Genomic DNA, 12,496 nt, shown 5'->3' with positions numbered 1-12,496 from the left:
ATGCCCTGCCTCACCACACCATCGCGCCGATGGAAATCCCGACAGTCACACCAATCAGGCAGGACAGAACCAGCAGCGGTGTTTTAAGGTCGTTGCGGTGCTGCTCGGTCAACACGGACAGGCGTTCGTCAAATCCACCCAGCGATTTGTCAAAGCGGACCAGAAAGACTTCGAGTTCCTCGACACGACGGGTCAGTTGATCCTGCCCGGTACGTACCAGTTTCACACCTGCCTCGATCCCGTCATCGGCGGATGCCAGTTCATCCATGCGCTTGGACGCATCAACGAGACGCTTGGCGGCCTCACGCTGCCCGTTTTGCAGGATGTGCTGGGCCGCCAGCAAACGATCAAGCCGGTCCAGAATTTTACTGAGCGGCGCATTGACGGCTGACTGCGCATGCTGTTCGCTTTGTGATGGAATGCGTAGTTCGATCTGGTCGCCGGTTTCAGGTGTAATCGCAATGACGGTAACGTTTTCGACCGTCGCAAGGGCGGCTTCGGGCAATTCTGCCTCGAATGCGTGGGCTCCATCGCCGATGCCATTACGACGCAAATCGACGCGTTCATTTTCGGCTTTCATGCGCAGCAGCGTATGACCGTTCAGCCGCACAATAACTTCAACCCGTGCATCTGGTCGTTCCGGACACCAGACCCAGCCAAACAGACGTTGACGGTCAATCGCGTCAACCCGTCCCTCGATTGTCGGGATTGCCTGTTCGGCATCGCTTTTTCCCGCGTCATTGGCAACGGGTTTTGCCGGTGTATCTGTAAGGTCTTTCTGGGCAATCGCCATGAATGCCTCCTTTTATCTGTGTCAGGCCGCGACGAAATCGGGACGGATCATCTTGCGAAACAGCACAAGGTGCTTTTGCGCGACATCGTCGATATCGGCCGGCGGACGCACATGGCCCGACAGCTTCTTCCAGAGTTTCGGATTGGTGGCACAGTCCTTCATCACGCGGGCAAGATCGGCCGGATCATCGGCACGCACATGGATACCGTCATAACCATCACGAACCATTTCGGCCATGCCCCCGATGCCACTGGTGATGACGGGGCGGCCATGCTGGAACGCTTCCTGAATGACCAGCGGGGCATTTTCCCACCAGATTGACGGCACCACGACCCAGTCGACGCGCGCCATCAGTTCGGGGATATCGCCCCGTTCATAGGCCCCCATCCTGCGTACTTTCGTACCCGACGCATCGAAAAGGCCGTCAATCTTTTCGTTAAATGCCACCGTCTGGAACGGTGCCCCGCCATGAATGCGCAATTCGAAATCGATATCATCGGCAGCCAGTTTCTGGCTGGCTTCAAGCAGAACATCCGCGCCCTTCCAAGGGTTCAGATTACCGAAATAACCAAACACATTGGGCATGCCCGAACCCAGATCGCGCTTTGGTGCGGCAGGCACCAATGGGCGACCGTTATGCATGACTTCGATCTTTGCCGGATCGATACCCCAATCGACATAGCGGTCACGCAGGAATTCACTGGGTGACAGGAACCGGTCGACAATACGCAAATGGTTGCGCAGATTGACCGACCGCATCGAAAAACGATCCGGCGCAATGCCATCCAACCCACAACGTTTGCCGATACGATCCGCTTCCAGATAACGCTGCCGGGTACCACGATGGATCATCAGCCCGTCATTGGGGCAGATCGGATAATAATCGTGCAAAGTCATCACGATCTGGCAATGCGGCAAAACCCGCCGGATCAGCATCGGAAGTTCGATCCCCCATAAGACCAGATGATGAATGTGCACCACATCCGGGTCCCAGGTTTTCAGCAATTCTGTGAAGTTCGGCGCAACGGCATAAAGATCGGTCTGCGACATGTTGAACCGGTCGAAATGCCCTGCCCAGAACAGCATCTCGTCACCGGCGTCATTGATCGCCTGAAAACTTGTCCCGGGGCGGCGTTCACGATGGATATCGTTGGTCGCACCAACAAAAATTGCGTCGCACCCTGCCCGCTTATAGGCAGAAAACAAATCATGGGCGAAAATCTCGGTCCCACCGGGATGCAGGTCAGGATGATTATGCGCCAAAACCATAATACGGGGGTTCATGCATTCCTCCGCGGTTTTTCAGCAATCAGGAAATCCTGATAGTGATCAGCCTGATCACCGTGCCAGGTTCCGAAACTTTTGGATTTCAGGGTGAAACCGGCTGCGTTCATGGCACCGTCAATGAAGCCGTCATCAAAACCGACAGCCGCCATCGGATTTTCACCCTTCAGATGCCAGCATGGCTGGTTTTCAAGTTTTTCCAGACTGGTCAGTCGCGGATCGCAACCGGGCTTTGAGAGTTCTTCTGGATTGCGAATGATGAAGGCCGTCAGAAACAGCTTCCCACCCGGGCGCAGCACACGGAACACCTCGGCGCAATAGGTTTCGATTTCTTCAGGCGGCAAGTGGGTTGCCACCGAGATCATTGCAGCGAAATCAAATGCACCGTCCTGATAAGGCAACCGCATGCCACGCCCGCCAATGGATCCTTCAGGGTTATACAGCGCGTTTTTGACGTCCTGCGTCTGGAAGCCAAAATTTGGATAAACGGGTGAAATCGTGCGTTTGCACCATTCAATCCCGTTGGCAACCGGATCGGTGCCTTGGTAAATAGCATTGGCCGGATCAAGATACTGGGTCAACGGCACCGCCATTCGGCCAATGCCACAGCCTATATCAAGCACGTCATGATCAGGCATCAATCCGGCACGCCGAACAAAATGGCCAAGGAATTCGGCCCCGATGGCACGATAGTCGCCATCCCCGACAAAAACGGCCTCTTCGGGAGGAACCGGCAGGAAACGATTGGCGATGATCTGCTGACACAGCCAGTCAAGATGCTGTTCACTTCTGGCGTCGAGCACCGGCTCATCGTGATTGGAAAATGCCAAAACCTGACTCATGCCGCTTCTCCCTGGTCGTCATCATCCGAAACGCGGTTTTGCGGCCGGTTCTGCGGAACATCGTTTTTGTGAAAATCTTCGAGCATATCATGCCAGCGCGAGGCATGAAGCCAGGCGTTGTATTGTGTCGCCACGCCGAGCATGTAATCGGTATGGGTCGAGATCGACTTGCGCTCGAAATGATAAAGGCTGGCATCGGGGATATATTTGATATCGAAATCAGCCTTGCGGATTTTGAGGCACAGGTCGCTGTCTTCGTAATCGCCAATCACGTAATCTTCGGTAAAGCCACCGACATCATTGAACGTACCGCGATGCAACAACATGCAGGCCCCGGTAATTCCCGGAACGGAACGTTCGACATTGGCGTCAGGGAACTGTTCGGGCAGCCCTTTATAGAAATGATGGTTCAGCCATTGCTCGCGTTCATTTTTGGCAAAATACATTCCCGCGTGTTGCAATGAACCGTCTTCAAACAGAAGTTTTGGTCCGACAGCAGCCACATCCTGCGGGCCGCCCATCTTGGATGCCAGCAATTCCAGCCAACCGGTCTGATGGGGAATGACATCGGAATTCAACATCGCAATCAGGTCGGCACGGGCATGTTCCGCCCCCGAATTACAGGCACGGGCATAACCTCCGTTGCGGGCCATGACCACCAGACGCATCGGCATGTCATAAAGCAGATGCAACCCACGCAGCAGGTGTTCGCATTCTTCGGCCTGTTCCGGGGAATCAAGCACATAGATCACTTCGCAATATTGCGAAACCCACGGATCGCAGGCAAAAGCCCCCACCTGTGCACGCAGGAAATCCAGCACGCGATAAAGCGGCACGACAATGGAAACTGCGGGTTCCTTGCGCGGTTCGCCGAATTCGATGGTACGATCAACCTTGGCTGCGGCCAGTAGTTTTTGTTGCAGATCACCAATTACCGGCGACAGGCAGTTTTCAATAATTTCATCGGTCAGATGTTGCGGCGGAACCGCGCGCAAAATGCGGGCACGCGCCTCGGCGGGATCAATCGGCTGTGCGGTCGGCACCATCAGATGACGGCTGCCCGATGTCAGACGCATCAGGCTGCGCGGCTGCAGGATCGGCACCTGACTTTGAATTTCGCGGTAAAACCCGACAAATCCCGTTGCCGAAACGGTGCGGTCGTCATCCATGACGTTCCCGGCATACCGGTAAAACCCGTCACCAAACGGATGGGCCGTCCCCTTGCTGTCGAGAAGATCAATCCCGGCAATCATTTCCGCGGGATCACGATACCAGCCGCCGATCAGGGTGCCGCGTGCCGTGGTTACGGCAAGATCAACCTCGCCACTTGGCAAACCGCCCCCACCCGTTACCCGCTGACTTGAAAGCGGACAGCGCAACTGGAATTCAAGGGCGGCCTTGCGCGCCTTGGTATCGCCACGTGCCATCGCGCCAATGATATATTCGCGCAGATCGGCATCGGATTTGCCGCGCGCCAGCCACCATCGCGACAACGAGGGCAAAACTGGCGTCGCCGCCAGATGGCGAATGGCCAGCGCGCGTCCGCCGGTCACGACGAGATAGGCACCGTTCTCGGTGCCGTCGCGATCAGCGATCAGGTAGGTCTGTTTCTTTCCCTGTGGTCCTTCGCTGCTTTCATGCGGTTGAAGGGCCAAACGACGGAAACCAAAGGAAGAAACGATATAAACCGCTTCGATATCGCCGAATGCCACCGGCAGCCCGGCCGAAATCAGGATTTGCTGATCGGACAGTTTCGCGACCGCTTTGGCGCGCTGGGGCGTATCGACAATTTCCGAAACCAGTTTATTAAGGAAAATCGTATAGCTTTTGCTGCGGCGGGTGCGAAACATGCTGGCCCATGCACCAAGCATCGCAGACATCAGGGACAAACGACCAGATGGCGTCACATCTTCCAGCACCATATCAGCACTGGCGAATTCGAAATCTCCTTCGGGATCGATGGTGATTTCGTCTTTGCGGCCAAGTGTTCCGGCCTCGGCCAGAAACGATACGGGTGCGTCCTTGGGCCGACGGATAACCCGCAGCAAACGGGTACCGCCACCGTTCAACGGCAACCGCAAAGTGGCCTGCGGCGAGATTGCCTTGCCTTCGGTGGATTCAAGTTTAGGGACCGCCCATAAACGGGTAGGCATATCCCAGATCAAAAGCAGAGTATCCTGATTAAGCAGGCAAACTTCCGGCGCATCACCGGTCGTCCGCACAGCATCGGACGAGGCAAATTCAAGCATGGCGATTTTTCACTTCACAAGAAGATCAGGGTGACGCCCGCAACCGGAGTTGCGGACGCCAGCGCTCGGATTACTGGACGCTGAAGAAGCTGTCCGGATTGTCCTGGACGTCTTCTGCATCGACATTGTTCAGGGTGATGGAATCCCCGTTGCCAAGGTCGATAACAGTATTGGCACCATCCTGCGTTGCACGCGCAGCAACATCATCGGCAGTTTCAATGCCGGTATCGTTGATGTTGTTGCTGATGGAAAGCAGGTCTTCGCCAACCGTGAAGTCGAGTACGACGTCATTGCCGCCGCCACCGGTGAAGACAAAGGTATCGCTACCCGAGCCACCGATCATCAGATCGTCACCGGCACCGCCGTCAAGGACATCGTCCCCTGCACCGCCAAGCATCAGATCATTACCGTCACCGCCCTGGAGAACATCGTTACCAGAACCGCCCAGCATCTGGTCGTCGCCATCGCCGCCAAGCATGATGTCATCACCGGAACCACCGATCATGAGATCATCGCCGGCACCGCCGTCGAGGACATCATTATCCGAACCGCCAAGCATGGTGTCGTCACCGGCACCACCAGACAGCACGTCTTCCCCAGAGCCACCCATCAACAGGTCGCTGCCGGAATCCCCCATCAGCACATCGTCACCCGATCCACCGAAAAGGATATCGTCACCTTCGCCACCAAGCGCGACATCGTTTCCTGCACCGCCGAACAGGACATCATCGCCCTCTTCACCGAACAGAACATCATCATCACCTTGTCCGAAGATTGTATCGTCACCGCCACGTCCGAAAATCACGTCGCTGAAACGAGACCCTAGAAGCGCATCATCAAAGGCGCCGCCTTCGAGAGTTGCCATGTAATCCTCCTTCGTGTCCCAACATTATTGACATCGCGGGGGTTATCCCCTCACGAGAGGCTGGCCGTTCCCTCAAGGCAGCTAGAGGCCACCCTGAGATCGGCCACACAGCAACCCTATATTCTTTTCTTTTATCTTAGGAAGATATTCTGGTGTTTTTATTGTGTCAACATTATGGATTAAGGCAGCAAATACATTATAATTCCAGAATTATTTCACATCTATTCATTTATTATTTGTTTTCTGTTTAGTTTTATTTTTGAACAATACTTAAAAAGAAAAAGCCGCAGTCCTTTCGAACCGCGACTTTCGCGCTTGCAGCATTTCTGCAATCAATCCTCGCGGAAGGCTTTGTCCATGCTTTCCGTGATCGGATCGACCAGATAGTCGATCGCTTTCCGGGGCGATTTCAAAATCAGAATATCGGCCGGCATACCCGGACGAATTTCGATATCATCGCGTTCGGCCAGTGCATCAGGATCAATTGCTGCCCGAACGATGTAATAAGACGAATCGCGTTGCTCATCGACTGTCTGGTCCGCAGCGACATAGCGAACCTCGCCCGGAAGGGGTGCCAAACGCCGTTGACTATAGGCTGTCAGTTTGATCTGCGCCTTTGATCCGACATGAACTGAATCGATATCCTGACGGTTGATCATGGCTTCGATCAAAAGCGGTTCATCTTCGGGGATAATATCCATGATCGGTTCCGCCGGACTGATCACGCCACCAGGCGTGCGAACCTGGATATTGGCAACAGTGCCGGCCTGTGGTGCCTTGACCTCCAACCGGTTCAGAACATCTTCACTTGCCCGGATTCGCTGGCTGACATCGTTAAGTGCAAGTTGCGCTTCCTGAATTTGGGTCGCGATATCGCTTTGCCATTCCATTTCAATCGACGCCAGATTGATTTCGCCCTCTGCCATTTGCTGTTCGGCAGCAGCTCTTTGCGCCTTGAATTCCCCCATATCACCGACAAGATCAGACCAACTGTTCTCGATCTCGACCAGTTGGGTACGCGTGGCATAGCCCTTTTTGGCCAACATTCGAATGCCGTTCAGTTGCTCGGCCACCAGTTTTTCCTGCCGCGTACGGGCATTGATCTGGGAATCAAGTGCTCTTGCCTCGGCTTCAAACTGTTCGATTTGCTTCGCCTGCGCATCACGCTTGGCGTTATAGACTTCGTTGCGTTTGCCAAAAAGGCGCTTCTCGTCAAGCAGGATGTCGTCAACATAATCCTGATCCGCATCAAGCAATTGTTGCGGGAAATCGATCTCGTCACGTCCGCTTTGTTCAGCGCGAAGGCGTGCCAGTTTGGCCCAAAGCCCGTATCGTTCGCCGCGCAATTGCTCAAGCTCGGACTCGCTTCGCGTGCCATCAAGCAGCATCAGAACCTGTCCCTGCCTTACGCGCTCCCCTTCCTCGACCAGCAACTGTCTCAATATGCCGCCTTCGAAATGGTTCACGACCTTTTTGCGTGAATCAACAATCACCGATCCCGACGCAACGGCCGCGCTGTCCAGTTCTGCTGTAAATGCCCAGGAAAAAAAACCACCAAACCCCAAAAGGATCACAGCAACACCGGCAATAATCGGTTTGCGCAAGCTTTGGCGCGACGCAGTCCTCTCTTCGTCGAGAACCTGATACCAGGCTGGTTGCGGATCATCGGGAACAATCAATTCCCCCCGATTGTCGACATTGATCACGCGGTTCATGCCGCACCCCCGTTCTGTTGATTGCGTTTGACAGTTGGCAAACTCTTGATGTCGTCATCCTGCGTCATCGAACGGATCACATCTGTTCGCTCGCCAAACTGCTTGACCCGACCATCCTGCATCACAAGCAATTTGTGGGCGTATTGCATGATGCTCTGACGGTGAGCGATCAGGATCACCATCGCACCGCCGTCGGCGGCCTGACGCACGGCCCGGATAAGTGATGCCTCACCCTCGGCATCAAGATTGGCATTTGGTTCATCCAGCACCAGAAGGCGTGGCCAGCCATACAAGGCACGTGCCAGCGCAATCCGCTGCTGTTGGCCGCCCGACAGGGTATGACGCCCGGCCCCGATCGGCGTATCGTAACCGAGCGGCAGGCGACCGATCATTTCATGCACGCCCGCGGCACGGGCGGCATCAATCACTTTGCGGGGATTTGCTTCGCGCATACGACCGATATTTTCACGGATCGTACCATTCAAAAGCGATACCGATTGCGGCAGATAGCCGACCATGTCACCAAACGAGCTGCGTTCCCAAAGATAGGTACTGTGACCATCAAGGAAGATACCGCCCGCAGAAGGCTTGGCAGCCCCGACCAAAAGTCGTGAAAGTGTCGATTTACCTGCAGCCGACGGCCCGACCACACCAAGAATTTCTCCTGGTGCCAGATCGAAACTGACCCCCCTCAGAACAGGGACATTCGACCCCGGAATGGCATAGACCAGATTATCAACGACAAGCGGTCCCTCGGAACGCGGTGTCGGCTCAATCTCGCGCTCGGAGTGGCGCTCTTCCAGAATATTCCGGATGCGCGACCAGGAAGACAATGCGCTGACCCAGGCACGCCAGTCACGCGTGACATTATCAAACGGCAGCAAAAGACGCCCCATAATGACAGTACCGCCGATCATCGCACCAGGTGTTGTTTCACCCTGAATGACAAGGTACGCCCCCATCGCCAGCACACAAATCTGCAGGCCGAAACGGGCCGAACGCGACACGGAATACATGCCTTTGCTGCGTGTATTGCCGATATCAAGCAACTCGCTGGCGTGTATTTGCGATTGACGCCAGCGCATGGCAAGGGCCGGCAACATGCCCATCGCCTCAATCGCCTCGGCATTCGATACAGTTGCGCCGATATCACCGATATTGCGCAAATTGGCGTCCGACCCTTCCTTGGTGACCTGACGAACCAGTAAATCCCCCAACAGGCTAAGCCCGATCAGGATCAGCACGGCCACCAGACCGGCAATACCGTACCATGGATGCAGTGCGAACATTACGCCAAGGAAGATCGGCGACCATATTGCCTCAAGCGGGGCACCAATCGTGTTGCCATTGATAAAATTACGCAGATCCGAAAGGTCCCGCAAAACCTGCGTGCCCTGAATCGAACCCTTTTCCAGAGCCACGCTCATCGCCGCCGAAATCGCCGGCAGATTGATACGGCGCAAAAGAGACTTGGCCATTTCCTGAAAAATCAGAGCCCGGATGAAATCAAGGATGCCGTAAAGAACGATGGCCCCGGCCGCAATCGTCAGCAAAAGAACCAGCGTTTCGATGCTTTGGCTGTTAATCACGCGGTCATGCACCTGCAGCATGAATAGCGGGACCGTCAATTGAAGCACATTGATAAACCCGCTCAGTACACCGGCCCACACCAAACCGCGGACAAAAGTGTATCTGGCCTCGCGGATTACCGACTTCGCATCGAGTGTTGGCCTGGAGCCACCGCTTTCTGCGGTTTTTGGCGTTTTTTTACGACCAAAATGCATTGAATTTCATCCAATCAGCCAAAAGTCATAGTTTTTCCGCAATCTAATCACATAGTTGCGTCGTCATGATGATCTACAATAAAATTAAATATGTCGATCTCATGTTCATGACTGGACAATGTAAAAGCAAAGTAAATTGAAGTATTTTAAAAATAAAAACACTTTGAAAATACTTCAAAAACACGAGCAAACTGAGGGAAGAATTGGGCGTGCGGAAAAAATCGTTCAAGAGCAACGTCCTGTTATCTTCCCCACACGAAAGACCTGCTGTGGATATCAACCACGGCATCAACTCTCGCTTGGGACCAGATAACGGATCGAACAACATGACCGTCACACATCTTGAACTTGCAAATACAGTGGAACGTATTTATCGGCGCTTTGCCGATCTATTACGTGTCGACTTGATTCGACTCGGCAAAGATGACATCAGCCCCGCACAAGTCGCGTTGCTGTTTACCATCGGCGACGACGAACTTTCGGTACGGGATCTTCTGGATCGCGGCCATTACATGGGATCGAATGCATCCTATAACCTGAAACAACTGGCTGAATCGGGCTATGTCGAACGGCATGTCATGGCCCGTGATCGACGGTCGGCCCGAATAAAACTGACGCGAAAGGGTCACGAGCTTTGCGAGGCCCTGCATGAATTCCACGAGGAATATCACAACGCCCTGACCACTGACCTGCAAGACCAGCAGGAAATGGAAACGGCACTTCGCACGCTGCGGCGTCTTGAAGAATTCTGGACTCAAACCCTGCGATATGGCGGCGTACCTGTAACAAGTGCCGCCATAACCCACGAGCTTCGCAGTCGCCGATGAGAATTGTCTTCGTCCACCGCCATGGACCGGGACAATTCGTTCACCTCGCCTGTCATCTGGCAAACGCCGGATGGCAGGTTTCCTTCCTTTGCGAGGCAATGAACGTTCAGCTTCCCGGTATTCGCGTCTTGCGACAACGCGCAACCCCACCCCCGCCTGCCACCCCATTTCCCCAATACCACCATCAGATCGGCATGCAGGCTGCCACCACACTTGATGCGCTTGTTGCTCAGGAAGGTCCGCCCGATATCGTGTATGGACATATCGGATGGGGCAGTATGATGTTTGCACGCGATGTCCTGCGCAAAACGCCGCTAATTGGATATTGCGAACATTTTTACCACGCCGAAGGCCGCGATGTCGGTTTTGAACCGACCGAAACCGTTACCCTTGCCAAACGAACGCAGCTTCGGCTGCGCAACATCGCGCAGCTTTCAAGTCTGGAAGCGGTCAATGCCGGTATCAGCCCAACCGCATGGCAAAAATCGGCCTTTCCCGAGAGTTTTCACAACAAGATCGGCATTTGCCATGACGGCATAGATATCCATCGCTGCCGTCCGAATGACAAGGCGGAAATCACCCTGCCCGATGGCAGGATATTAAGGCCGGGCGACCCGGTAATTACCTATGTTGCGCGCGATCTGGAACCTTATCGCGGGTTTCCGCAATTCATGCGGGCTGCGGCAAGGCTTGCGCGCCAGAACCCGGATGTGACCTTTGTCGTCGCAGGCGGTGACGGCGTCAGTTACGGTACCCCGCGCAGCGACGGTCAGAAATGGCGTGATGCGATGATGGCCGAAACAGGTATGGATCCTTCACGCATCGTCTTTCTGGGGCAGATCCCGCACGATCAGCTGATCCGTCTGTTCCAGATCAGTTCGGCCCATGTCTATCTTACATATCCGTTCGTTCTGTCATGGTCGGTGCTTGAAGCCATGGCCTGCGGCACGCCGATCATTGCATCGGATACCGGCCCCTGCCGGGATATTATCCGGCACGGCAAAAACGGATTGATGTGCGGTTTCTGGGACGAGGACCAGCTTGCAAGCACAATGGCCGAAGCATTGGGCCATCCCGAACGTCTCCGTGGAATCCGGCAGTTGGCACGCCGCACGATCACGCAAAATTTTGCCCTGCAACAATGCCTTGAAAAACAAACCGGTCTGATCGAACGGCTGGCAAAGCGATGATCAGGTTTCGGAAATCTCGCAGCCCATGAAATAGCGCGGGTCTTTATCATCGGAATGTTCCGGCATCCGGCGATAAAGCCCGTATCCGGTAACGCCTGTTTCACCGGTGGCAATAATCAGCCACAGAAAACCGGCTTCCTCGGCACGTGAAAGATCGGTTTTCGAGGGCTGGAAATCGCCATTGGGGTGCGAGTGATAACAACCGACAATCATTTCTCCGCTATCGCGCACGGAACGATACGTCGCGATCAGGATTTGCGGATCGATTTCAAATGTTTTTCGGGGATCAGGGGCAACGTTATCGGAAACAACAAACCGGGTAATTGTGGCCGGGTCGTCAGCATTGGCGATCAAAAGGCCGCAGCATTCCTCCGGCCAGGCCCTGACCGCAAGGTCCGCGACCTCGTCCAGCAAACGGGCTGGCAACTTTGCAACATATCCGGTCCCGGTCATTGAACCACCTTGCACTAATTTGCGCTAAACGGGCCTATTGTGGCTCCACCAGCAGGATTTGCCCAAGGACCGTTCCATCGCGCAGGGAAACAATGACCAGACGGCTGCCCTGTCGGCCCTCAAGACGCAGGGTTGCCTCGCTCCCCTGACGGGAAAAATCAACCAGCGTTTCGCCCGGTGCCAGATCGACATTGATCGTTCCGAACGGTGCCAGCTGGGCAACCGGTTTTGGATCGGACCCGGACGATGCGTCTGCTTGCCCGGCAACCGGTGCAGACGGCATTGCGCCACCGGTTGCAATATTGCCATCTTCCTGACGTGACACGCCGTAAACTACAAGTGCGACGCCCGCGACGATCAGCACTCCCATAAAAGCGACCAGAATCTTGATAACGCGCATCACATTTCCGATTGATAAGTTGATCAACAGCCCTGTCTTGTATCACGCTATCATCAATGACAGACCCGACAGGACAATATTGAAGGCCATAGCG

The 12,496-nt window shown here is 54.7% G+C and carries 11 protein-coding genes; 2 read left to right on the top strand and 9 right to left on the bottom strand.

Annotation, left to right across the window (positions count from 1 at the left end; genetic code table 11):
- Nucleotides 1-10 precede the first annotated feature (10 nt).
- From LG297_RS08800 to LG297_RS08770, 7 genes are all read right to left on the bottom strand, one after another.
- A complete protein-coding gene (locus LG297_RS08800; RefSeq protein ID WP_404426539.1) occupies nucleotides 11-793 on the bottom strand; it encodes a hypothetical protein in 783 nt (260 codons plus the stop codon).
- A 21-nt stretch (nucleotides 794-814) separates the two neighbouring features.
- Nucleotides 815-2,077, bottom strand: a complete 1,263-nt coding sequence (locus tag LG297_RS08795; RefSeq protein ID WP_404426538.1) for a glycosyltransferase family 4 protein — start codon at nucleotides 2,075-2,077, stop codon at nucleotides 815-817.
- A complete protein-coding gene (locus LG297_RS08790) occupies nucleotides 2,074-2,919 on the bottom strand; it encodes a class I SAM-dependent methyltransferase (protein WP_404426537.1) in 846 nt (281 codons plus the stop codon). The genes LG297_RS08795 and LG297_RS08790 overlap by 4 nt, the downstream gene beginning before the upstream one ends.
- Nucleotides 2,916-5,168 carry a glycosyltransferase gene (locus LG297_RS08785; protein ID WP_404426536.1) on the bottom strand — a complete coding sequence of 751 codons (2,253 nt, stop codon included), beginning with the start codon at nucleotides 5,166-5,168 and terminating at the stop codon, nucleotides 2,916-2,918. The genes LG297_RS08790 and LG297_RS08785 overlap by 4 nt, the downstream gene beginning before the upstream one ends.
- 70 nt (nucleotides 5,169-5,238) lie before the next feature.
- Nucleotides 5,239-6,033, bottom strand: coding sequence for a calcium-binding protein (locus LG297_RS08780; protein ID WP_404426535.1), 795 nt, complete (start codon nucleotides 6,031-6,033; stop codon nucleotides 5,239-5,241).
- A gap of 332 nt (nucleotides 6,034-6,365) precedes the next feature.
- Entirely contained in the window at nucleotides 6,366-7,748 is a 1,383-nt protein-coding gene (locus LG297_RS08775) for an HlyD family type I secretion periplasmic adaptor subunit (protein WP_404426534.1), read from the bottom strand.
- Complete coding sequence (locus LG297_RS08770; RefSeq protein WP_404426533.1) at nucleotides 7,745-9,532, bottom strand: type I secretion system permease/ATPase; 1,788 nt, start codon at nucleotides 9,530-9,532, stop codon at nucleotides 7,745-7,747. Before LG297_RS08770 ends, LG297_RS08775 begins: the two co-directional genes overlap by 4 nt.
- A gap of 326 nt (nucleotides 9,533-9,858) precedes the next feature.
- On the opposite strand from LG297_RS08770, the gene LG297_RS08765 reads away from it, so the two are divergent.
- Entirely contained in the window at nucleotides 9,859-10,359 is a 501-nt protein-coding gene (locus tag LG297_RS08765; RefSeq protein ID WP_404426532.1) for a MarR family winged helix-turn-helix transcriptional regulator, read from the top strand.
- Nucleotides 10,356-11,549, top strand: coding sequence for a glycosyltransferase (locus tag LG297_RS08760; RefSeq protein ID WP_404426531.1), 1,194 nt, complete (start codon nucleotides 10,356-10,358; stop codon nucleotides 11,547-11,549). The genes LG297_RS08765 and LG297_RS08760 overlap by 4 nt, the downstream gene beginning before the upstream one ends.
- Here the strand turns inward: LG297_RS08760 and LG297_RS08755 are convergent, their stop codons facing one another.
- On the bottom strand, nucleotides 11,550-12,002 hold the full coding sequence (locus LG297_RS08755; RefSeq protein WP_404426530.1) for a Mov34/MPN/PAD-1 family protein: 453 nt from the start codon (nucleotides 12,000-12,002) through the stop codon (nucleotides 11,550-11,552).
- A 34-nt stretch (nucleotides 12,003-12,036) separates the two neighbouring features.
- Nucleotides 12,037-12,402: a hypothetical protein gene (locus LG297_RS08750; protein ID WP_404426529.1), complete on the bottom strand. Its 366-nt coding sequence runs from the start codon at nucleotides 12,400-12,402 to the stop codon at nucleotides 12,037-12,039.
- Between the last annotated feature and the right edge of the window lie 94 nt (nucleotides 12,403-12,496).

The sequence above is a fragment of the Thalassospira australica genome (assembly GCF_044790785.1).
Lineage (GTDB): Bacteria > Pseudomonadota > Alphaproteobacteria > Rhodospirillales > Thalassospiraceae > Thalassospira > Thalassospira australica_A.
Note: the sequence above shows the minus strand (reverse complement) of the source record. Positions and strands in the feature narration are given on the sequence as shown.